At 73.2% G+C, this 22,780-nt stretch carries 17 protein-coding genes; 9 read left to right on the forward strand and 8 right to left on the reverse strand.

Features of this window, described 5'->3' with window-relative positions; translation table 11 throughout:
* The first annotated feature begins 32 nt into the window (after positions 1 to 32).
* The 4 genes from gmd (at position 33) to ABZ873_RS14415 (ending at position 5,186) form a co-directional block, all read left to right on the forward strand.
* Positions 33 to 1,046, forward strand: coding sequence for a GDP-mannose 4,6-dehydratase (gmd, locus tag ABZ873_RS14400; protein ID WP_360870374.1), 1,014 nt, complete (start codon positions 33 to 35; stop codon positions 1,044 to 1,046).
* A gap of 245 nt (positions 1,047 to 1,291) precedes the next feature.
* Positions 1,292 to 4,066, forward strand: a complete 2,775-nt coding sequence (locus ABZ873_RS14405; RefSeq protein WP_360870377.1) for a DNRLRE domain-containing protein — start codon at positions 1,292 to 1,294, stop codon at positions 4,064 to 4,066.
* 100 nt (positions 4,067 to 4,166) lie between these two features.
* Complete coding sequence (locus tag ABZ873_RS14410) at positions 4,167 to 4,841, forward strand: hypothetical protein (protein ID WP_360870380.1); 675 nt, start codon at positions 4,167 to 4,169, stop codon at positions 4,839 to 4,841.
* A 129-nt stretch (positions 4,842 to 4,970) separates the two neighbouring features.
* Entirely contained in the window at positions 4,971 to 5,186 is a 216-nt protein-coding gene (locus tag ABZ873_RS14415) for a DUF6458 family protein (RefSeq protein ID WP_360870427.1), read from the forward strand.
* Positions 5,187 to 5,205: 19 nt separating this feature from the next.
* Here ABZ873_RS14415 and ABZ873_RS14420 read toward each other — a convergent pair whose 3' ends face one another.
* A complete protein-coding gene (locus ABZ873_RS14420) occupies positions 5,206 to 6,321 on the reverse strand; it encodes a glycosyltransferase (RefSeq protein ID WP_360870383.1) in 1,116 nt (371 codons plus the stop codon).
* Complete coding sequence (locus tag ABZ873_RS14425; protein WP_360870386.1) at positions 6,318 to 6,857, reverse strand: WcaF family extracellular polysaccharide biosynthesis acetyltransferase; 540 nt, start codon at positions 6,855 to 6,857, stop codon at positions 6,318 to 6,320. The genes ABZ873_RS14420 and ABZ873_RS14425 overlap by 4 nt, the downstream gene beginning before the upstream one ends.
* Before the next feature lie 142 nt (positions 6,858 to 6,999).
* On the opposite strand from ABZ873_RS14425, the gene ABZ873_RS14430 reads away from it, so the two are divergent.
* Positions 7,000 to 8,475 carry a hypothetical protein gene (locus ABZ873_RS14430; protein WP_360870429.1) on the forward strand — a complete coding sequence of 492 codons (1,476 nt, stop codon included), beginning with the start codon at positions 7,000 to 7,002 and terminating at the stop codon, positions 8,473 to 8,475.
* A 525-nt stretch (positions 8,476 to 9,000) separates the two neighbouring features.
* Here the strand turns inward: ABZ873_RS14430 and ABZ873_RS14435 are convergent.
* The 3 genes from ABZ873_RS14435 to ABZ873_RS14445 are packed head-to-tail and all read right to left on the reverse strand — an operon-like array spanning position 9,001 to position 13,177.
* On the reverse strand, positions 9,001 to 10,221 hold the full coding sequence (locus tag ABZ873_RS14435; RefSeq protein WP_360870389.1) for a hypothetical protein: 1,221 nt from the start codon (positions 10,219 to 10,221) through the stop codon (positions 9,001 to 9,003).
* The gene (locus ABZ873_RS14440; RefSeq protein WP_360870392.1) at positions 10,218 to 11,969 is read right to left on the reverse strand and encodes a lipopolysaccharide biosynthesis protein; all 1,752 of its coding nucleotides are present in this window, start codon (positions 11,967 to 11,969) and stop codon (positions 10,218 to 10,220) included. Before ABZ873_RS14440 ends, ABZ873_RS14435 begins: the two co-directional genes overlap by 4 nt.
* Entirely contained in the window at positions 11,966 to 13,177 is a 1,212-nt protein-coding gene (locus tag ABZ873_RS14445; RefSeq protein WP_360870432.1) for a glycosyltransferase family 4 protein, read from the reverse strand. Before ABZ873_RS14445 ends, ABZ873_RS14440 begins: the two co-directional genes overlap by 4 nt.
* A 166-nt stretch (positions 13,178 to 13,343) precedes the next feature.
* On the opposite strand from ABZ873_RS14445, the gene ABZ873_RS14450 reads away from it, so the two are divergent.
* Positions 13,344 to 13,832: an adenylyltransferase/cytidyltransferase family protein gene (locus tag ABZ873_RS14450; RefSeq protein ID WP_360870395.1), complete on the forward strand. Its 489-nt coding sequence runs from the start codon at positions 13,344 to 13,346 to the stop codon at positions 13,830 to 13,832.
* On the opposite strand, the gene ABZ873_RS14455 is transcribed toward ABZ873_RS14450, so the two are convergent.
* Together ABZ873_RS14455 and ABZ873_RS14460 are read right to left on the reverse strand one after the other, a co-directional pair.
* Positions 13,813 to 14,535, reverse strand: a complete 723-nt coding sequence (locus tag ABZ873_RS14455) for a CDP-alcohol phosphatidyltransferase family protein (protein WP_360870397.1) — start codon at positions 14,533 to 14,535, stop codon at positions 13,813 to 13,815. The genes ABZ873_RS14450 and ABZ873_RS14455 overlap by 20 nt on opposite strands.
* Positions 14,536 to 14,578: 43 nt before the next feature.
* The gene (locus ABZ873_RS14460; RefSeq protein WP_360870400.1) at positions 14,579 to 15,805 is read right to left on the reverse strand and encodes an MFS transporter; all 1,227 of its coding nucleotides are present in this window, start codon (positions 15,803 to 15,805) and stop codon (positions 14,579 to 14,581) included.
* Between the two features lie 81 nt (positions 15,806 to 15,886).
* Between ABZ873_RS14460 and ABZ873_RS14465 the strand changes: the two genes are divergently transcribed.
* A complete protein-coding gene (locus ABZ873_RS14465; protein ID WP_360870403.1) occupies positions 15,887 to 16,417 on the forward strand; it encodes a MarR family transcriptional regulator in 531 nt (176 codons plus the stop codon).
* Positions 16,418 to 16,444: 27 nt separating this feature from the next.
* Here the strand turns inward: ABZ873_RS14465 and glgX are convergent, their stop codons facing one another.
* The gene (gene glgX, locus ABZ873_RS14470; protein ID WP_360870406.1) at positions 16,445 to 18,751 is read right to left on the reverse strand and encodes a glycogen debranching protein GlgX; all 2,307 of its coding nucleotides are present in this window, start codon (positions 18,749 to 18,751) and stop codon (positions 16,445 to 16,447) included.
* Between the two features lie 206 nt (positions 18,752 to 18,957).
* Here glgX and ABZ873_RS14475 point away from each other — a divergent pair, with 206 nt between their 5' ends.
* Complete coding sequence (locus tag ABZ873_RS14475; RefSeq protein WP_360870409.1) at positions 18,958 to 20,154, forward strand: Ig-like domain-containing protein; 1,197 nt, start codon at positions 18,958 to 18,960, stop codon at positions 20,152 to 20,154.
* A gap of 209 nt (positions 20,155 to 20,363) precedes the next feature.
* The gene (locus tag ABZ873_RS14480) at positions 20,364 to 22,544 is read left to right on the forward strand and encodes a choice-of-anchor A family protein (protein WP_360870412.1); all 2,181 of its coding nucleotides are present in this window, start codon (positions 20,364 to 20,366) and stop codon (positions 22,542 to 22,544) included.
* Positions 22,545 to 22,780: the final 236 nt, after the last annotated feature.

A 22,780-nucleotide genomic window follows, 5' to 3' on the forward strand; every position in this document is an offset into this window, starting at 1 on the left:
CGACCGACAGCAACCACCAGCAAGGGGACCCCATGGGCAAGACCGCACTGATCACCGGAGTCACGGGACAGGACGGCTCGTACCTCGCCGAGCTCCTGCTCTCCAAGGGCTACACGGTGCACGGTCTCGTGCGGCGGTCCTCCAGCTTCAACACGGAGCGGGTCGACCACATCTACCAGGACCCGCACACCGCGAACCGGTCCTTCGTGCTGCACCACGCCGACCTCTCCGACGGCGTCGCGCTGGTGAACCTGCTGCGGGAGATACGCCCCGACGAGGTCTACAACCTGGGCGCGCAGTCCCACGTCCGCGTCTCCTTCGACGCCCCGCTCTACACGGGCGACGTGACCGGCCTCGGCGCGCTGCGGCTGCTGGAGGCCATCCGGGCCAGCGGTGTCGACACCCGCATCTACCAGGCGTCGTCCTCGGAGATGTTCGGGGCCACCCCGCCGCCGCAGAACGAGGGCACCCCCTTCCACCCGCGCAGCCCGTACGGCGCCGCGAAGGTCTTCGCGTACTGGACCACGGTGAACTACCGCGAGGCGTACGACATGTTCGCCGTGAACGGGATCCTCTTCAACCACGAGTCCCCGCGCCGCGGCGAGACCTTCGTGACCCGCAAGATCACCCGCGCGGTGGCCCGTATCAAGGCCGGTCTCCAGGACCACCTCTACCTCGGCAACCTCGACGCGGTGCGCGACTGGGGCTACGCCCCCGAGTACGTGGACGCCATGTGGCGGATGCTCCAGCAGGACGAGCCCACCGACTACGTGGTCGCCACCGGGGTGGCCGCGACCGTCCGCGAGTTCGTCGAGTCCTCCTTCGCGCACGCCGGCCTCGACTGGACCGAGCACGTCCGCTACGACGCCAAGTACGAGCGCCCCAGCGAGGTGGACGCCCTCATCGGCGATGCCTCCAAGGCCCATGACCTGCTTGGCTGGAAGCCGTCGGTGCTCGTCGCCGAGCTGGCGCAGATCATGGTGGACGCCGACATCCGCCAGGTCGAGGACCAACTCGCGGGGGCGACGGTCCGTATCGACCGCTGAGGCTTTATATTTCGCCTACGATTTGCCGTGTTCCGGTCATGCAGGCGGTTCTGCGTCTGTGTGTCCGGGGCAAACGTGTCGTATGTCCCTGATGCACCCTCCCTGCTGAACCTTTGATTCCAAGTTGGTATGCAACGGGTCAAGGGAGGTGACCGGGCCCTCGGGTAAGCCCTAGTCTGCGCCAGATACATATGGCTGTTCGGATAGTTCCAGCCATCAAACCGGGCAATTGCCCTGGGGGGCTCATGCGTAGATCCAGAGGGCTGACTGCCGCCCTCGTTCTGTCACTGGCCGGTGCGGGTACCGGTATAGGTCTGGTGCTGATGCCGCAGGCGTCCGCCATCACGGCCCCGGTGGCATTCACCGCCGACGAACTGCCGACCTGGCAGCCCGACGGCATCGTCTGGGCGATGGCCCAGGCGGAGGGCACCGTCTTCGCCGGCGGTACCTTCTCGGCCGTCCGTCCGCCCGACGGCACGGCCGGCGCCGAGCAGGAAGCCGTGAACTTCGTCGCGCTCGACGCGGCCACGGGCAAGCCGACCTCCTGCAAGCTGGCCTTCACCATCGGGGACGGCACCGCGACCGTCCGTACGCTGGTCGTCTCCAAGGACAAGAAGACCCTCTACGCGGGCGGCTACTTCGGCGCCGTCAACGGCACCCCGGTCTCCAGCATCGCGGCCATCGACATCGCGAGCTGCACCCCCAAGGCAGCGTTCCACCCCGGCTTCCCCGCCACCGTGCGCGGGCTCGCCGTCACGGACGACACCCTGTACGCGGCCGGCGACTTCACCACCGTCGAGGGCCAGAGCCGCGAGCGGTTCGCCGCCGTGGACGCCGGCTCCGGCGCGCTCAAGCCCTTCAAGGCCAACGCGGACGAGCCGGGCCGGGCGGTCGAGGTCACGCCCGACGGCAAGAACGTGCTGCTCGGCGGCGACTTCTTCACGGTCAACAACGCGAACAGCCACGCGCTGGCCGTCGTCGACGCCACCTCCGGCGCCGTGAAGAAGACCTACACCAACATCCCGTCGAACTCGGTCGTCAAGGACATCTCCACCGACGACACCGGCTTCTACACCGGCAACGAGGGCTCCGGCGGCGGTGTCTTCGACGGCCGCATCGGCCTGCGCCTGAGCGACTTCACCGAGAAGTGGCGTGACCGCTGCCTCGGCGCCACCCAGTTCGTGCTCCCGTACGAGGGCGTGCTCTACAGCTCCTCGCACGCGCACGACTGCTCCACCGAGCTGGAGTTCCCCGACGGCAAGCGGAACTTCCTGCTGGCCCAGCCGACCAACCACGAAGGCGCCGCCCCCGCGCCCGTGGACGGCTTCGTGCGCGGCCCGGCCAAGCTCGGCTGGCACCCCACGGCCAACGACGGTCTCGGCGAGGGCATCGGCCCGCGCGTGATGGCCGTGGCCGAGAAGAACGACGTCAAGTACATGTGGGTCGGCGGTGAGTTCACCCTCATCAACGGCAAGGCCCAGCAGGGTCTGACCCGCTTCGCCTCCACCGGCGACGTCGGCGCCCCGACCACCCCGGTGGCCAGCGCCTCCAGCGTCAAGCCCGGCGAGGCCCAGGTCCGCTGGCGCACCAGCTACGACGCGGACGACAGCAAGCTGACGTACCGCATCTACCGCAACGGCTCCACCACCCCGGCGGCCACCGTCACGGCCAGCTCGCTGGAGTGGGAGCGCCCGCAGGCGTCCTGGAACGACACCACCGTCAAGGCGGGCCAGACGTACACCTACCGGGTGACCGCGACCGACGCCGCCGGCAACACCAGCGCGTTGTCGGCCACCACCTCGGTGACCGTCCCGACCTCCGTCCAGTCCTACCCGGACCAGGTCCGCGCCGACGGCGCCGAGCTGTACTGGCGCTACGACGACACGGTCAGCCCCTACGTCGCCGACTCCTCGGTGTCCGGCAACCGCAGCGGTGTCCAGGTCAACACCCCCGCCCTCAAGCAGTCGCCCGGCGCGATCGGCGGCAGCACGGCGATGGGCTTCAACGGCACCAGCCAGCAGGTCCACAGCGACCGCCGCCAGTCGGTCGGCAGCACCTTCACGCTGGAGACGTGGTTCAAGACCAACACCACGCGCGGCGGCAAGCTGATCGGCTTCGGCAACAACACCGCCCGCAGCAGCGGCTCGTACGACCGCCAGATCTACATGACCAACACCGGTCGCCTGGTCTTCGGCGTCTACAACGGCACGACGCGCACGGTCACCACCGGGCTGTTCGACACGTACAACGACAACAAGTGGCACCACGTGGTCGGCACCCAGGGCCCCGGCGGCATCACGCTGTACGTCGACGGCCAGAAGAAGGACACGCTGAACGCCACCAGCAACGCCACCTACGCGGGCTACTGGCACGTGGGCGGCGACAACCTCGGCAGCTGGCCGAACCGGCCGACGAGCAACTTCTACGCCGGCCAGCTCGACGAGACCGCCGTCTACCCGTCGGCGCTCACCGACGCCCAGGTCAAGAAGCACTTCGACCTGGCGAAGGCCCCGACCGACACGGTCTCCGCGGTCAAGGCGACCGAGGACACCTACGTCAACCAGGGCGCCCCGAGCACCGCGTACGGCACGTCCACCTCGCTCGCGGTGCGGGGCACCTCGGCGTACCAGACGTACCTGCGCTTCAACCTGCCGGCCGCCCCGGCGGGCCAGGTGCTGAAGTCCGCGGCGCTGCACTTCAAGACCAGCACCCAGGCGGGAGCCGGCACCGCCGACACCGTCTCCGTGGTCCCGGTCACCGGCAACTGGACGGGCGCGGGCACCACGTTCAACACCAAGCCCGCCCTCGGCAGCCCGGCCCTCGGCACCATCGCCGGAGTCCCGGACGCCTCGGCCGTGCACAGCGTGGACCTGAACACCGCGGCGATCACCGCGGCCCTGGGCAGCAACTACAGCCTGGGTCTGACGAGCGCGGGCACCGACCCGCTGTGGATCTGGTCCTCCGAGTCCACGGCGGCGGAGGGTACTCCGCAGCTGGTGCTCACCTTCGGCGCGAAGTAACAGGCGCCGGAACAACCGCCTGACGGAAACCGCGGGGCCCGGCGCACTGGCCGGGCCCCGCTTTCCCGCAACCCCCTTGAGCATGTACGGGAGCCACCCGATGTACCGACGCTCCGCAGCGGCCGCTGTCCTGCTGACCGCCGCCCTGACGCTGACCGCCTGCAGTTCGGGCGGGGGCGACTCCGACGCCCAGGCCAAGCCGAAGCCCCCGGCCTCGTCGGCGGTCCCCGACCCGGCGGACGCCCCGGCGCCGTCGGCGGCGGCGCCCGACGCGAAGCCGTCCGGCCCCGTCCTGCCCGACGCCAAGCTGACCCCGAAGACGGGCAGCTTCACGGCGGAGGAGAAGAAGTACCTGAGCGGCCGGGTCCCCGAGAAGATGGACCCGGCGGCCGTCCTCCAGACCGGCCAGGAAGCCTGCCAGCGGGTGGCGCGCACGGCCAAGCGCGACAAGGACGCCGCGACCGGCGCCGTCATCACCGGGGAGATCGCGGGCGCCAAGGACGCGATCCCGCTCCTGTGCCCGGACCAGAAGCCGGTCCTCGCCGCGGCGGAGAAGGGCTTCCCCGAGGGGCCCCGCACCTCGCCGGCCGCGGGCAACTACCGCGCGCTGACCCAGGCCACCACCTGCACCTGGGAGGCCAAGGGCAAGGACGGCTCCGTCCTCGCCTCGGGCCCCGAGACCCCGCCGAAGGCCGGGGACAAGATCACGGCCACCGTCCCGGCGGGCACGGCCGAGTTCAACTCCTCCGGCTGCTACGCCTGGATCCCGGCCTAGCCGGACCGAGAACGCCCCCGGAGAACGGCAACAGCCGTTCTCCGGGGGCGTTTTCGTCCGCCGAAGCCGGGTACCCGCGAGGTCACAGTCACCGTCACGGTCACCGTGATGACAGCGGAAGGCGGACCCATGGGCATCGGCGGATGCATCGTCCTCATCGTGGTGGGTGCCATCCTCACCTTCGCCACCGACTGGGAGATGGAGAGCGTCGACCTCGACCTGGTCGGCCTCATCATGATGGCGGTCGGCGGCATCGGCCTGGCCGTCTACACCAGCATCTACAAGCGCCGCCGCACGGCAGCCGCCATCCCGGTGGTCGAGGAACACCGCCGCGACGTCATCTGACCCCGCGGCGGCACCTCCCTCAGCGGCTCAGGGCCTTCTCGTAGACCGGGAGCAGGGTGTCCAGGACTGCCCGCATCGAGAAGGCGTGGGCGGCCAGTTCGCGGGATGCCTGGGACGCCGTGCGGTTCGCGGGCGGGTCCAGGAGGGACAGGACGGCGGCGGAGACGGCCTCCGGGCCCGGGTCCACCGCGCGGCCCGCGCCCGCCCGTGCGATGTCGCGGGCCAGGCCGTTGGAGTGGGTCACCACCGGCGGGACCCCCACCGCCAGGGCCTCCAGCACGGACATCGGGAACGGCTCGTCCACCGACGGCAGCACGTAGACGTGCGCCCGGCGCAGCTCGGCCTGCACCTGCTCGGCGGAGAGCGCCCCCGGCACCGTGAACCGGTCCGTGAGACCCAGCTCCGCGATCCTGGCCCGTACGGAGCCCAGTTCGCCCTCGTCCGGCCCCGCGACCACGAACTGCGCGTCCGGGTGCGCCGCGAGCACCGCCGGGGCCGCGTCCACGAAGTCCACCGGCCGCTTACGGGCCTGCAGGCGCGCCGAGTACAGGATGCGCGGCGGGCCGCTCAGCGGGGGCCGCTCCTCCTGCGCCGGGGTGCCGTTGACCAGCCGGACCGTGTTCGGCAGCGGGGACCCGGCCACCGCGTCCAGGCCCTCCCGCTCGTGCGGGGTCAGGTACAGCAGCGCGTCCGCCCCGCGCAGCAGCCGGCGTACCGCGAGCGCGTCCAGGACCTTCGCCAGCAGCTTCCCGCTCGGGTCCACCATGCCGTGGGTCTGGAGCACCAGCGGCCGGCCCGCCCGCAGCGCCGCCAGCGCCACCGGCAGCGTCACCAGGTCGCGGGCCAGGTGCACATGGACCAGGTCCGCGTCCCGTACGAGGCGCCCCGCCGAGGCCAGCAGCGCCGGCGAGGTCATCCCGCTGAAACCGAGGGGGAGCAGGCGGCGCGCCGGGTACAGCTTCGCCGGGACGCCCTCCACGGACGCGGGCCACTCCGTGAAGCCCTCGCCCAGCGCCAGCAGCCGCGCCTCGTGGCCGCGCTCGCGCAGCCCCTTCGCCAGGTTCAGCGCGACGCGCACCGGCCCGCCGAAGGCGTGGGAGGGGGAGTGCAGGGTGACGGCGTGCAGGACTCTCACTTCGGCTCCTCCACCGGCCGGCGCCGGCCGTCCTGGGTCTGCAGGGTCAGTGCGGGAAGGTCCTGGTGCACCACGGCCCCCGCCCCGGCGACCGCGCAGCGGCCCACCGTGACCCCGGCCAGCACCGTCGCCCGCGCCGCCACCCAGGCACCGTCCTCGACGGTGACCGGGGCGTTGCGGTAGCGGAAGTCGGCCGCCCGGTGGTCGTGCGAGCCGGTGCAGAGCATGGCCTCCTGCGACAGGCACACGTGGGCACCGATCACCACCGGCTCCAGGTTCAGCAGCCAGGCGCCCTCGCCGATCCAGGTGTGGTCCCCGACGGTGAGCTTCCACGGCCACAGCACCCGCACCCGGTGCCGGATCAGCACCCCCTCGCCGATCTTCGCGCCGAAGGCGCGCAGCAGCGCCACCCGCAGCCGCGCCGGGCAGAACCAGGCCATGAACACCGTGTTCATCACGGCGAACCAGAGCGCCTGCGTCAGCAGCCCGCGCCCCTTGTCGTACCCGGCCAGCGTGAAGGACGGAAGATCACGCAACACAAGCCCCCAGTGCTCTCGGCCGCGGCCTCCCCGGGCGCGGCCCGCTCAGACTAGACTGCGCGCGGACCAGGCACATCGGGTGGGGGCGGCAGTGACGACGGACATACGCAAGCCCTCCGTACCGCCCGCCGAACCCCCGGTGCCGTCCCCCTTCGAGGACACGAGCCTGTGGGGGCGCGAGACCCTTCCGCGCACACTGCTCTCCCGGGCCCTGTCCGTCCCGCTCGCCCTCGGCTTCACCGTCTTCCTGCCGCTCTTCGTCGCCGTCCAGTCCGGCGCCGGCCAGCGCGACGCCGCCTTCTGGCTCCAGCTGCTGCTCGCCATGTACTCGGGCGCCCGGCTCTCCGCGATGGTCCTCACCAGCCGGCGCAAGCTGCTCCAGGGCTCCTTCTGGCTCTTCGTCTACATGGCCATGGGCGTGGCCCCCCTCGCCCAGGCGGTCCTCGGCCAGGTCCCGACGCCCGTCGTCGGCCCCCGCTCCGATCTCACCGTCGCCATCGGGCTGGTACTGCTCGGCTGCACCGCCTTCGACGTCGGCGTACTCCTCGCCCGGCACCGGCCGACCGGCCGTGCGGGGGGTGCGCAGCGGGTGTCGAGGCCGGTGATGGCCCACCGGCGGCGGCTGCAGCTGCTCACCGTGCTGGCCTTCGGGTGCAGCGCGGTCTTCATCATGAAGCTCGGCGGGCCGGCGGTCTTCTTCTCCAGCCGGCAGGAGATCATCGCGGGCATCGAGGAGGCGGGCGTCTCCAACGGCGACGGCCAGGCCGGGCAGGCGCTGCTGCGCGGCTTCGGCACGGTGCCGGCGCTGCTGGCGCTGCTGCTGTACACGCGGTGGCTGGTCACCTCGAAGTACGCCCGCCGCAAGGTGTCGATCATCGTGACGTGGGGGGCGCTGGCGGCGCTGAACCTGGTGGTCAACAACCCGATCTCGAACCCGCGGTACTGGTTCCTGACGGTCATGTTCGCGCTGCTGTTCACGGTGTTCCCGGTCAGCGCGGCGATGTACCGGGTGGCGCTGTCGATGGCGGTGGTCGTGGCGCTGCTGCTGTTCCCGTTCGCGGACCGGTTCCGCTACGACGAGAAGAACTACCGGCCGGTGGAGACGACGTCGTTCCTGGAGCCGATGGCGCTCAAGGACTACGACCAGGTCGGCATGTTCGCGAACACGATCACCTTCTCGAACTCCGGTCCCGGGCACTTCTACGGGCGGCAGCTGGCGGGGTCGGTCTTCTTCGCGGTGCCGAGGGCGGTGTGGCCGGGGAAGCCGCGGGACACGGGGGTGATGGTGGGCCAGTGGATGGGCACGGTCAACACGAACCTCTCGTCTCCGATCTGGGCCGAACTGTGGCTGGACTTCGGCCCGCTGGGGATGGGGGCCGGGCTGCTGGGCATGGGGTACGCGTCCGCCCGCGTGGACCGGCGCTATGCGAAGCGGGCCACGCGGAGGGCTCCGCCGGGCAGCCTGATCTCGGTGGTGGTTCCCCTGGTCGCGGGCTACTCCTTCATCCTGCTGCGCGGGCCGCTCCTCCAGGCGTCGGGTCGTGTGGCGATCGCGGCGATGTGCCTGGCCCTGATAGCGACCCACCGCACAGAAAAATCCACCACCCTCCGCTGACCCCGCCGTTCGCCGCCGAGGCTGGGTGGGCCTGCCGGCGTCGCCCAGCCCGCGCCGCCGTCCCGGGGGCCCTGCCCCCGCACCCCCGCGCCTCAAACGCCGGCGGGGCTGACTTGGGCGCGCCTCAATTGTCGGCGGGCTGAGTGGGGCTGGCTGTGCTGCCTTTCCCTGCGGCGCCGTTGCGGGGGCGCTGCCCCCGTACCCCCGCGCCTCAAGCGCCAGCGAGGCTGGATTTGGCCGTCGGCAGTTCGCAAGCAGCGGAGCGGTGGGCACATTCAGCCTCGCCGGCGTTTGAGGCGCGGGTCCGGGCAGAGCCCGGGGAACGGTGGAAGGGCGGGGCGGGGAGAGGCTCCGCGCAGCGGTCCAGGCAGGCCACCGCGCAGCGGCTCGGGCGGAGCCCGGTAGATGGGGCACGTGCCGCGCGGCGGCCAGGCCACGGTTCGAGCGGTGAGAGGCTCCCCGCAGCAGTCCCCGCGGCGGCCAGGCCGGGGGGCGCGGCCGGGCCCGGGAGGCGGGGCGCGGGCGTCAGGCCGGGGTTGAGGCGTGGAGGGGTGTCGGGCTGGGCCGGAGGCGGCTGACGCGCCACCAGGCGGCGGTGGCCTTGAGGGTGGAGCCGGCTGCCAGGCCCCAGGCGGCGCCCGCCACGCCCCAGAGGACGTACCCGGCCAGGAGGAGAACGACCGAGAGGAGCGAGAAGAGGACCTGGAGGGAGAGGGTGGTCTTCGGGGCCAGGACCCGCAGGGTCAGGAGGGCGCAGGTGCCGAGGCCCATCACCGCGTACTGCGCCCCCGTCGCCGGCAGCAGCCCCGCCGCCGCCCCCCACGTCTCCCCCAGGAGCTCCCGCCCCAGCCGCTCCGGCAACAGGTACAGGGCCGTCGCCCACCCCGCCCCCACCGCCGCCAGGACCATCCCCAGCGCGGCCGTCGCCCGCACCGTCGCCCGCTTGCCCCCGAGCCGCCCCAGCACCGGCGGCCCGAACGCGTTCGCCGAGTTGAACAGCACGTTCAGCGGCCCGAAGAGGGTGGTCGCGCCCCGCAGCGCGCCGACGGCCAGAGGCGTCGCGAAGATCCCCAGCCCCAGCACGGCCAGCTGGCTGGAGCCGTTGCCCACCGCGAACTCCACCACGAACCGCTGCCCGAGATGCCCCCGCCGCAGATACGGCCGCAGATCCGCCCGCACCCCGCGCACGTACGGCCGCAGCAGCCACAGCCCCAGCCCCAGCGCCGGCAGCGCCGAGACGCCCCACACCAGCACCAGCCGCCCCGCCGAGGCCCCTTCGGGCTGCACGCCGAGCGCGGCGACCACGCACACCAGCCGCAGCGCGTCCGCCGCGAGCGCCCGCTCGGGGGCGCGCAGCGCGGAGAAGCAGTAGCGCAGGCCGTCCTGGAGGAGCACCAGCGGCAGGACGAGACCCAGCGCGAGGAAGGCCCGCCCGGTCTCCCCGGGCAGCGCCAGCCCGGCCAGGACGAGCACCGCGCCGACGGCGGCCGAGGCCGCCCCCGTGAAACCGGCGGCCGAGCGGCAGGCGGCGCCGAGCCCGTCGCCCTTCTCCAGGACCAGGCTCTGGCCCACGTACGCCATGTTCAGTCCGAGGAGCACGCTGAACGCCACGTACACCATCGAGAAGTCCGCGAACCCGGAGGCCGAGGACAGCCGGGCCGCCAGCACCAGCACCAGGATGTTCGTGGCACTGGACGCCGCCTGGTCCAGGACGGAGGCGACGGCGGCGAGGCCGCGTCGGCTCACCTGCGGCCCGTGCGTACGGTGCGCAGCGCGACGGTGTCGGTGCCGTCACCCGGGATGTGCTGCTCGGGCTCGGCCCGCTGGTAGGTCAGCGGCTGGGGCGTGGCCGGGCCGGAGGCGCCGGGGCGGGCCGGGGCCGCGGCCGCCGGGGCGTCCTTGCCCTTGCCCTTGCCGCGCTTCTCCCCGGGCAGCGGGGCGTGCAGCACCGCGCCGAGGACCGTGCCGCCGGCGCCGCTGATGAGTTCGCGGATCCGGGCCAGGTCGCTGCGGTGCACGGCGCGCGGGTCGCAGACCACGAGCACGCCGTCGACGCGGTCGACGAGGGCGAGCGCGTCGGCGTACGAGAGCACGGGCGGCGCGAGCACGACCACGGTGGCGTTGGGGGAGTCGGCCTCGGAGATCAGCCGGGTGGCGCGGGCGGAGGTCAGCGCGCGCGGCACGTTGCGGGCCCGGTCGCCGGGGATGAGGTCGAAGGTGCCGGACTCCCCGGCGTCCACGACGAGCTGGCGACCGTCGGGCCACTCGGAGTCGGCGTGGCGCCCGCCGCCCGCGGCGGCGCCGCCCGGGGTCTGGCTCCAGCGCGGCCGGCCGCCGGCGTCGGTCGGCAGCTGGCTGGCCAGCACCGGGGTGCGCAGGTCGGCCTCGATGAGCAGGACGTCCTTGCCGGTCTCGGCGAAGGAGGCGGCGAGGTTCACGGCGACGGCGGCGGCGGTCTCGCTGCTGCCGCGCGGGGCGATGACCAGCAGGCGGCGCCGGTCGGCGAAGCGGGAGTCGTAGGCGAGGCGGAAGGCCACCGAGCGGTACTCCTCGGCGAGCCGCGGATCGGCCTCGCCGGCGGCGAGCAGCGGGCCGCCGCCCGTGCGGTCCCGCGGCAGGTAGCCGAGGACGGGGGCGCGCAGCGAGCGGGCCACGTCGCCCTCGGAGCGCGGCGCCGGGTCGAAGACGAGGCGGACCCAGGCGGCGAGCAGGCCGAGGGCGAGGCCGACGGCCGCGCCGAGCGCGAGGGACATCAGGATGCCGGGGCCGTCGTGTCCGGTGGGGGCGGTGGCGGCGCTGGTGACCCGGCCCGGGGTCATGTCGAGCGCTTCGAGCTTGGTGATCTTGCCGTTGTAGCCGCCGACCTCGCTCTGGAGGTCGGTCTTGGCGGAGCTGGCGGCGTCCCGCCCGGCTCCGGCGGGCATCCGGGCGATCTCCTTGGAGAGCTCGTCGAGGTTCTTGGCGACCGGGTCGCGCTGGTCCTTGTAGCCCTTGACCATCTTGTCGCGGGTGGCGTCGAGGGATTCCTGCCGCTTGAGCAGGTACGCCTCGGTCATCGCGTTGGCGCGCTTGGCGGCCTCCTTGGGGGAGCCCGCGGTGTAGGTGAAGCGCAGCACCATGGTCTGCGGCGGGTTGGTGACCTGGAGGCCGGCGCGCAGGGCGGCGAAGTCCTTGGCGGAGACGCCGAGCTTCTTCGCGGCCTCGTTGGCTATGGAGGAGCTGAGCGCGACCTGGCGCTCGGAGCCGATGTTGATCGCCTTGTCCGGGGCGAGGCTCGGGTTGAACGGGTCGTCGGTGGGGGCGCGCAGGACGACGTCCGCGGTGGCGACATAGGTGTCGGCGGTGGAGATGCCGAGGTAGACGCCGCCCAGCAGCCCGACCGCGATCCCGGCCCCGATGAGCCGGGGGTAGCGCAGGAGCTGGCGGAACTGGTCCCTCAGCAGGTCGGGTTCGTCGTCGGCCGGTGCCGCTGCCGGGCGGTTCGTCTCGATCACGGCCGGGTTCCCCCAAGTGCTTCGTCCATCAGTGCGTCGATGCGGGCCAGGCCCGCTTCGCGGCTCAGGTGCGCCGCCACATGGCGGGGCCCGGCCGCTCCCAGTGCGTCCGCGCCCTCCGGGTCCTCGGCGAGGGCCCGTACGGCCTTCAGCAGGGCCTCGGGGTCCTCCGGCGGTACGAGCACCCCTGCGCCCGAGCGTTCCACTTCCTGGGCGGTTCCGCCCTCCGCCGCCACGGAGGCGACGACGGGCCGGCCGGTCTGGAAGTAGGAGGTGAGCTTCGACGGGACGCTCATGTCCAGCACGGCGGCGTGCTGAGTGACCGCGAGAACGTCCGCCGCCGCGAGGATATCGGGGAACTCGCCGTCAGCGGCAGGGGGGATGATGTCGAGGTTCGGCACGTCGGAGGAGAGGTCCGCCAGCGCGGAACGCTGGCTTCCGTCGCCCATCAGGACAAAACGGACCTTCGGGTCCAGCCGGGCGGCGCCCACGAGGACTTCGAGCCCCTGCTTGAGGCCCATGTTCCCGGAGTGCAGGACGACGGTCTCGCCCGGGCTCCAGCCGAGGTGGCGGCGGGTCTCGCCGCGCGGCTTGGTGGGCTTGGGCACATGGGACCAGTTGGGGACGAGGCGGATCCGGCCCGGGTCCACGCCCATGCCCACGACCCGGTCCACGAAGGTCTCGTGGATGACGCCGACGAGGGTGGCCCGCTTGAGGGCGTACGCCTCCGCGCGGCCCGCGATCGCCGCCGCCTTGTCGCCACCGCTGATCCCGCTCTGCGCGGCGGCGGCGCCCATGAGGTCCTGGACGACCGGGACGTACGGGACCTTCCAGCGGGCCGCGAGCCGGGCGGCGAGCACGCCCCCGGCCAGGCTGGGCATCTGGGCGAGCACCGCGTCCGGCCTGGGCATCCGCGGCGGGGCCACGGCCCCGTGCAGCAGTATCGATCCTTCGAACAGAGCCCGCTTGACGGCGGTCTGGCGCGGGGGCACGGTGTGCGCGCGCCGGTGCACGGTGACGCCCGCGCGCTGCTCCGTGCGCTGGAACGCCCCCTTGTACTCGGGCTCCAGCGACCACGCCGGGTAGTGCGGCATGCCGGCGAGGACGTGGGTCTCGTGGCCGAGATCCGCCCAGTGCTCCGCGATCTGCGTGGCGTACGGGCCGATTCCCGCGTGCTCGGGAGCGTAATTGGTGGAAACCAGCAGCATGCGCCGCTGACCGGATCTGGACACCGAGCGTCCCCTCTTCCCCTGGATGATGCGCACGTCACCCTATTCGTTCACCCGCGTGCTGCGGAACGTGCACGCTATTGTCTGCTAATCCGCTGCACCGGGGGGTGTGGCCGCTGGGGACAAAGAGATGACGGAGCGGGACATGTCCGACATAGGTGCGCCTTCGCGTCGACCGTATCGAGTCGGATACGCGCCGGGCGCCTACGATCTGTTCCATATCGGACATCTCAATATCCTTCGCCACGCCCGGAGTCAGTGCGACTACCTGGTCGCCGGCGTGGTCTCGGACGAGATGGCCGAACGGGCCAAGGGCCGCCGCCCGATGATCCCGCTCGTCGAGCGGCTGGAGATCGTGCGCAGCGTGAAGTACGTGGACGCCGCCTTCGTCGAGACGGTGCCCGACAAGGTCGAGACCTGGAAGCAGGTCCGCTTCGACGTCATCTTCAAGGGCGACGACTGGCGGGGCACCCCCAAGGGCGACAAGCTGGAGAAGGACTTCGCCGCCCACGGCGTCGACGTCGTCTACTTCCCCTACACCGTCCACACCTCCAGCACCCAGCTGCGCCGGGCGCTGGACGCGCTCGCGGAACCGGCCCCCGCGCCGGGCCAGGTCACCGGCGAACGGCGCTGAGCTCCCGGAACCACTTGGCGAGGAAGGCCAGCAGGAACAGCGCGGCCACCACGCCCAGGGCGGCGTAGGCCCACGCGAACAGCTCGCCCCCGCCCAGCAGCAGGAAGACCAGGCAGAACACCCCGTAGTCCACGGGCAGCAGGGCCACCGCGCGCAGGGTCGACGGCGCGGCGGCCGGACTGCCCGGCTCCGGCCGGGGCTTGAGCTTCTCGGTCAGCAGCCCGCCGAAGAAGGTCACCACCGCGGCGAACTGGAAGCCGAGCGGCACCAGCAGCCAGCCGTCCGCGGCCGTGCCGTACTCCCCGGGGAAGCGGTAGAAGGCGATCAGCACGCACGCGTGCAGCGCCGTGAGCTTCGCGGCGTCCACGACATGGTCCAGCCACTCGCCCGCCGCGCTGCCGCCGCCCCGCAGCCGGGCCAGCTGCCCGTCGGCGGAGTCGAAGGCGAAGCCGGCCGCGAGCGCGGCCCATACGGCGATCCCCAGCGCCCACGAGGGCCCGGTCAGCGCGACCGCGGCCACCGCGGCGAAGCTGAAGGCGGCGCTGATCAGCGTCACCTGGTTCGGCGTGAGTCCCAGGGCGTACGCACCGGCCGCCAGGTACCGCCCGGCCGGGCGGTTGACGAACCGCGAGTAGAGCGACACCCCCTTCGCCGACTTCTGCGCCCCCCGCAGCTCACGCAACGCCGTCCCGACCCTCGCCATGCGCGCCTCTGTTCGTCATTCGTAAATCCGTATGAAGGCCACATCATCGCAGGGTGGGTGAGGTCTCAGGCCCGGACTCCCGAACCGGCTCCGCCCCGGACACGGCCCGCACCTCGCGCAGCCCCAGCAGCCCGAGGTTCACCCCCGCCACCACCACCGCCGCGACCAGCAGCGGGGCGGCCGTCCCGGTGACGGCGGCCAGCGGCGCGGCCACCGCGAGGCCCAGCGGGCGGGCCCCGAAGGAGATCAGCGTGTCGAAGGAGGAGACCCGCCCCAGTGCCTCCGCGGGCACCCGGCGCTGGATCTCGGTCTCCCACAGCGGGCTCAGCAGACCGACCCCGCCCATGCCGAGGAAGTACGCCCCGGCGGCGACGGGCAGCGGCAGCCGCAGCCCGAAGGCCGCCAGGGCCCCGGCGAACACCGCGCAGGCCACCGCCACCCACACCAGCGGCCGGCGCACCGGCAGCCGCCCGGCCGCCCACGCCCCGGCGAGCATGCCGGCCGTGCCCGCCTGCGCCACGACCACCCACGCACGCTCCCCGCCCAGCGACTCCACCGCGATCAGCGGCCCGAGCGTCAGCAGCAGACCGGCCGCCAGATGCCACACGCCGTGCGCCATGACATTGGCCAGGAACCACGGATGCCGGCGGGTCTCCGCCCAGCCCGCCCGCAGCTCGGCGGTGAACCCGGGCCGCCGCCCCGCCCCGCCCGCGACGGCCCCGGTCCGCACCCCGCCCAGGGTGAGGGCGGAGGCGGTGAACAGCGCGCCCGTCAGCAGCGAGGACCAGCCCGCCCCCACGGCCAGCATCAGCCCGCCCGCGGCGGCGGGCCCGGCGACCCCCGCCAGCCCCTGCGCCACCATCAGCCGGGAGTTGGCCCGCGCCCGCTCCGCCCCGGGCACGGCGGCCGCCACCAGGGCCCGGGCCGAGGGCGTACCGAAGGCCACGGCGGCGCCCGTCACGGCCGCGAGCGCCGCCAGTACGGGGATCCGTACGGGCCCCGCCAGCAGCAGTACGCCGATCGCGGTCTGGGCGGCGGCCCGGACCAGGTCGGCGCAGAGCACCACGCGCCGGGCGGGGAACCGGTCCGCGAACACCCCCGCGACCGGCAGCAGGAGCAGCATCGGCACCAGCTCGGCCGCGAGCACCAGCCCCAGATCGCCCGCGGAGCCGGCGCGCACGACCGCGAGGGTGAGGGTGGTGGGGACGAGGGCGGTGGCGAAGGCGGCGAAGGTGCGGCCGGCGAGCAGCCGCCAGAGGGTCGGGGTCATGAGGACCAAGATTATTTCGGTGGCGAACTATTCGTCAACGAATGAGCGGTAGGGGCCGCGAAGGGCGGACATAATGCGGACATGGGTGCAGACACGGCCGTCGGCCGCAGCGGGGCGCAAGCGCCGGAGGACTCCGTCGACCGGCACATCGCGCGGTGGACCGGGAAGGTCCCCTTCGACGTGCCCACCGAGGCCGTCATCACCCGGATCCAGCTGCTCGCCAAGCACGTCACCCACGGCAAGGAGCGGGCCCTCGCGGAGACCGGACTCCAGGCGTTCGAGTTCGACACCATGCACCGCCTCGCCTCCCGCGGCGCCCCCTGGCGGGCCCCGTCCGCCGAACTCGCCGCCGAACTCCTGCTCTCCCCGGCCGGGATGACCGGCCGCCTCGACACCCTGGAGAAGTCCGGCCTGGTCCGCCGCCTGCGCGGCGCCCCCGACCGGCGCCGGGTCGACGTCGAGCTCACCGACGAGGGGCACCGCCGCTGGACCGAGGCCATGCGCTGGCGCGGCGTCGCCGAGGCCGAGATGATCGAGCCCCTCGACGACGGCGAGCGCGCCGCGCTCGCCGCCCTCCTCAAGCGGATGCTGCTCCGCGTCGAGACCCGCTGAGCCCCGGGCCCCCCGGAGCGGCGGCCCTCAGCTCACCACCCGCAGCAGCAGCACCGACCGGGCCGGCACCGTCAGCGTCCCCCCGCCCCGGTGCCGGGTCAGCGGGGCCGCCTCCTGCTCCTCCCGGGCCGTGTCCAGGACCAGTTCGTACTCCTCCGCCCACGGCGCCCCCGGCAGCACCCAGTCCACCGGCCGGTCCCCGGTGTGCAGCAGCGCGAGGAAGCTCTCGTCCGTCACCTGCCGCCCCCGCTCGTCCCGCCCGGGGATGTCCCGGCCCGAGAGGTACATCCCGAGCGCGGCGGCCGGCGCGTACCAGTCCCGCTCCGTCATCTCCGCGCCCGCCGGGGTGAACCAGGCCAGGTCCCGCAGCCCGTCCGCCCCCTGCGGCCGGCCCGAGAAGAACGCCCGCCGCCGCAGCACCGGATGGGCGTGCCGCAGCCCGATCAGCCGGCTGGTCAGCGCGAGGAGGGACTGCCAGTCCGGGTCCGACAGCAGCGACCAGTCCACCCACCCCGTCTCGTTGTCCTGGCAGTAGGCGTTGTTGTTGCCGCCCTGCGTCCGGCCGAACTCGTCGCCCGCCACCAGCATCGGGACCCCCGTCGACAGCAGCAGCGTCGTCAGCAGGTTGCGCAGCTGGCGGCGGCGCAGCGCCGCGATCCCGGCGTCCCCCGTCTCGCCCTCCGCCCCGCAGTTCCACGAGCGGTTGTCGTGCGTGCCGTCCCGGTTGCCCTCCCCGTTGGCCTCGTTGTGCTTGCGCTCGTAGGACACCAGGTCCCGCAGGGTGAAGCCGTCGTGCGCGGTCACGAAGTTCACCGAGGCGTACGGACGCCGCCCGCCCCAGGCGTAGAGGTCGCTGGACCCCGAGAGCCGGTAGCCGAGATCCCGTACGTCGGGCAGCGCGCCGCGCCAGAAGTCCCGTACGGCATCCCGGTAGCGGTCGTTCCACTCGGTCCACAGCGGCGGGAAGGCCCCCACCTGGTAACCGCCCGAGCCCACGTCCCACGGCTCCGCGATCAGCTTCACCCGGCGCAGCACCGGGTCCTGGGCGATCACCGCCAGGAACGGCGAGAGCATGTCGACGTCGTGCATCGACCGGGCCAGCGCCGCCGCCAGGTCGAAGCGGAAGCCGTCCACCCCCATCTCCGTGACCCAGTAGCGCAGCGAGTCCGTGATCAGGCGCAGCACGTGCGGGCGACCGGCGTGCAGGGTGTTCCCGCAGCCCGTGTAGTCGGCGTAGCGCCGCTGGTCGGCCTGGAGCCGGTAGTAGCCGCGGTTGTCGATCCCGCGCAGCGAGAGCATGGGCCCCAGCTCGCCCGCCTCCGCCGTGTGGTTGTAGACCACGTCGAGGATGACCTCGATCCCGGCCGCGTGCAGCGCCCGGACCATCCGCTTGAACTCCCCGACCTGCTGCCCGGCCGTACCGCTCGCCGAGTAGCCGGCGTGCGGGGCGAAATAGCCCACCGAGTTGTAGCCCCAGTAGTTGCGCAGCCCCCGGCGCAGCAGGTGGTCCTCGTGCGCGAACTGGTGGACGGGCAGCAGCTCCACCGCCGTCACCCCCAGCTTCACCAGGTGCTCCACGGCCGCCGGGTGCGCGAGGCCCGCGTACGTACCGCGCAGCTCCTCGGGAACACCCGGATGGCGCATCGTGAAGCCGCGCACATGCAGCTCGTAGATCACCGAATCGGCCCAGGGCGTCTTCGGCCGGACGTCGTCCGCCCAGTCGTCGTCATCGTGGACGACCACCCCCTTGGGCACGAAGGGCGCCGAGTCCCGGTCGTCGCGCACGGTGTCCGCGATGTACTGCTGCGGCCAGTCCCGGACGTGCCCGTACACCTCCGGCGGCAGGGTGAAGTCCCCGTCGACGGCCCGCGCGTACGGGTCGAGGAGCAGCTTCGCCGGATTGTGCCGGACCCCCGTCCAGGGGTCCCAGCGGCCGTGCACCCGGAAGCCGTAGCGCTGTCCCGGGCGCACGCCGGGCACAAAACCGTGCCAGATCTCGTGCGTCAGCTCCGTCAGGGAGCAGCGGGTCTCGGTCCCGGCCTCGTCGAACAGGCACAGCTCCACCGCCTCCGCGCCCTGCGCCCACAGGGCGAAGTTGGTGCCCTCGGTCCCGCCGGCCGCGGTCTGCGCCGGCCGGTAGCGGGCCCCCAGCGGATGCGAGGACCCCGGCCACACGGCCGGCGACGGGCGCGCCTGCGTCCGCGCGCCCTGCCCCTTCACCTTCCCCTTCACCTGTCCGTTGACGTGCGGTACGGGCGCGGCCTGACCGCTCCGCACCGCTCCGACGGCGTTGCTGACGGCTTCCACCGCCTCCTGCTCGGCTGCGCTCGACACTGCCCGCCTCCACGGCTCTTCGGTACCGGCGGGGGCAGGGGAGAGTGCGGCCCCGGCGTCCCGGCCAGGGCCCGCCCCCGTCTGGTCCTTCCCACTGTTCTGCCCGGACAGTTCTGCCCGGAACGTCGGGCGCGCTCACGTTTCCCCCGGAGGGGGCCGGTCGTTGGAGTGACGTGACACTTCTGACGAGGCGGGCAGGGGCGGGCTTGGCCGCCGTGGCGGCATGGGCGGGCCTGCTGGGCGGCCTGGCGGGCTGCACCAAGGACGGCAAGTCCCCCGTGGAGATCCAGCTGCCCGGCAGACCCCGCAGCCCGGCCGAGGCCATCCGCATCACCCCCGACGACAACGCCAAGGGGGTCCCGGCCGACGGGCGGCTCACCGTCACCGTCCCCGAGGGCCGGCTGGAGCGGGTCACCGTCACCAAGGTGGAGGACGCGCAGGCCGAGCAGGTCCCGGGCAGCATCGCCGCCGACGGGCTCAGCTGGAGCCCCGACCCGGCCCACGGCCGGCTCGCGCTCGCCGCCAAGTACACCGTCGACGCCGTCGCGCTCGACGGGCACAACCGCCGCCAGGCCCGGCACACCACCTTCACCACCTACGTTCCCGAGGAGCGGTTCATCGGCTACTTCAAGCCCGAGAACCGCTCCACCGTCGGCACCGGGATGATCGTCTCCTTCAAGTTCAGCCGGGAGATCGAGCGCCGCGCCGAGGTGGAACGGGCCATCACCGTCACCGCCGATCCGGCCGTGGAGGTCGCCGGGCACTGGTTCGGCAAGGACCGGCTCGACTTCCGGCCCAAGCAGTACTGGAAGCCGGGCACCAAGGTCACCGTGAAGATGGACCTGCGGGACGTCGAGGGCGCGCCCGGCTCGTACGGGGTCCAGGACAAGGCCGTCACCTTCACCGTCGGGCGCTCCCAGGTCTCCCTCGTGGACGCCGCCGCGCACACCATGGAGGTCCGCCGGGACGGCGAGCTGCTGTCCAAGGTGCCGATCAGCGCCGGGGCGCCCAAGACCACCACGTACAACGGCAAGATGGTGGTGATGGAGCTCTTCGACGTCACCCGGATGAACGGCCAGACCGTCGGCTTCGGCGGCGAGTACGACATCCCCGACGTCCCGCACGCCATGCGGCTCACCAACTCCGGGACCTTCCTGCACGGGAACTACTGGTCCAGCCCCGACACCTTCGGCAGCACCAACGTCAGCCACGGCTGCATCGGACTGCGCGACGACAAGGGCGGCGGCTCCGACACCCCGGCCGGCTGGTTCTTCGACCGCACCCTGATCGGGGACGTGGTGGAGGTGGTCAACTCCCAGGACAAGACCGTCGCCCCGTACAACGGGCTCGGCGGCTGGAACATGTCCTGGGCGGACTGGGTGGCGGGCTCCGCCGTCACCTGAGCCGCCCGGCCGCCGCTCCGCGCCGTGCCCCGCTGCTTCGCGACGCTCCCCGCCGTTCACCGACGTTCCCCGCCCACCCCGGACGGGTGACGCCAGTGATCGGAATGCCGTAGCGGGGGAGTGTGCTGCGGTTCCCGGCGCCGTCCCGCACCGAGCCTGTGCCTGCACAGCAGTGCGGCAGTGCAGGCAGCGGTGACGGACGGAGTGACATGGCAGCGAGAAGATGGACCGTCGGGCTCGCGATCGGGGCGGTACTGGCCGCCGCCGGGGCCCCCGTCGCGGCGGCGGCGGCCGGGCCCGGCGGCGACCGCCCCGCGCAGGTCCGGCGGGCCCCGCTCCCGGAGGGGCTCGGCCCCTGCGTACCGGCGCCCGGGGGCACCTGTCCCAGCCCCTTCCCGCCCATCGGCAGCGACGGCGTGATCCGGGGCCGCGACAACGCGGTGAACATCTTCGTCGGCGGCGACTTCCGGGTCCGCGAGCGGGTCTCCGAGGCCGAGGGCCGGCTGGTCGTCCTCGGCTCCTTCGACCAGAACAAGTCCGGACAGGACCTGCGCTACAACATCGGCGTCGTCGGCGCCGGCTCCCTGGTCCCGCCGTCCCCCGGCGCCGACTTCCTCACCACCGGCGCGAACGTCACCGTGGCCGCCGGACAGCGCCTGATCGCCGACGGCGGCCGGGTGCGCTACGCGGGCACCCTCAGCGGCACCGTGACCGGCACCCTCACCCCCGACCCGGCCGCGGCCGCCCCGTACGCCGGCTGGCGCGACAGCCTCAGCGCCGCCAGCCAGTGCTACGCGCGCGTGGACGGCCGGCCCCGCACCCCGACCGGCACGGCGGTGAACTCCGGCTCCCAGACCACCTTCACCGGCGACAACACCTCGCCGCTCCAGGTGTTCAACGTGAACGCCGACCTGGTCAGCGGCAGCGGGAACGGCCAGCAGGGCATCGTCTTCCAGCAGATCCCGGCGGGCGCGACCATCCTCGTCAACGTCTTCGGCGCCGCCCGCACCATCAACACCTACAGCGGGACCATCCAGGACAACCTCGACCCGCTCAACGCCTACCGCGAGCGGCTCCTGTGGAACTTCCCGGACGCCGCGACGGTCGACCTGAACGGCACCGGCCAGTTCCAGGGCAGCTTCCTGATCGGCAACCGGGCCTCCGAGACCAGCGTCCGGCTGCCCGGCATCAACGGCCGCTTCTTCACCACCGGCTCCCTCACCCACACCAGCGCGGCCACCGGGGGCGGTGGCCAGGAGTTCCACGCCTACCCCTTCAACGGCGACCTGCCCGACTGCGGCGGCACCCCGCAGCCCGTCACCGGCGCGGTCTCCGTCCTCAAGCGCGACGAGGCCGGCCGCCCGCTGGCCGGGGCCGTCTTCGAGCTGTGGCGGGAGACCAACGGCACCCCGGGGCTCCAGACCGGCGGCCCGGGCGCCGACACCAGGGTCGGCGCGGACTGCGTCACCCCGGCGAACGGCGTCTGCTCCCGGATCACCACGCTCGGCACCTACTACTGGCGCGAGACCCAGGCCCCGCCCGGATACGAGCTGCCCCCCGCCACCACGCACCGGCTGGAGCTGACCGCCGCCAACGCGGAGGCGGGCGTACAGGTCCAGGTGGACAACGACCGCACGCCCGAGATCCCGGACGCCTCCATCACGGTACGCAAGACGGACGCGGAGACCGGCGCGCCGCTGGCCGGAGCCACCTTCGAGCTGTGGCGCGAGTCCAACGGGCGGCCCGGACTCCAGACCACCGCGAACGGCGTACCCGCCGACACCCGGCTCGGCACCACCTGCGTGACGGACACGAGGGGGCGCTGCACGGTCACCGTGCCCATCGGGCAGACCTACTACTGGCGCGAGACCGCCACCCCGGCCGGGTACCAGCTCCCGGCCGACCCGGTCACCCGCTTCGAGCCCACCGAGGCGGACCTCCCCGAGGGCATCGTCGTCACCATCCCCAACCGCCGGACGCAGCAGGAGTACGAGGGCTCGATCCGGGTCGTGAAGCAGGACGCCAAGACCCGCAGGCCGCTGCGCGGCGCCGTCTTCGAGGTCTGGCGCGAGACCAACGGCACCCCGGGCCTCCAGACCCGCGGCATCAACGCCGACCGCTTGGCCGCCCCCGGCTGCGCCACCGACCGGGCGGGCGTCTGCGAGTTCGACGGGCTGGCGGAGGGCTCGTACTACGTGGTGGAGACGGACGTGCCCGAGGGGTACGTGCTCCCGCGCGACCGGGTGACCGGCCCGCTCCGGCTGGACCGGGCCACCCCGGACGGCCGCCTCGTGGTCACGCTCCAGAACCGGCGCGACGACCACGGCAAGGGCAAGGGCGGCAAGGACGGCAAGGGAGGCAAGGGCGGGCACGGGCAGCGGGCCCACTGACACCGCGCCCACCGACACCGCGCCCCGGTGCGCCGGCGGAGTGACCCGCTCACCCCGCCGGCGCAGCAGCGCGAGCCGTCCGCCGCCGCGCCGGATTGGCTGTCCGTGACCGCACCGCGCACGGACCGCAGGAGGCCCGGATGGCCGCACCCCGCAGGACGGCAGCCCCGGTAGGGCGCCGCCCGGTCCAGTTCGCGGCCGTTGTGCTCCAGGGTGAGCCGCGCGCTGCCGCGGAT

It is taken from the genome of Streptomyces sp. NPDC047014 (assembly GCF_040644195.1).
Taxonomy (GTDB): Bacteria; Actinomycetota; Actinomycetes; order Streptomycetales; family Streptomycetaceae; genus Streptomyces.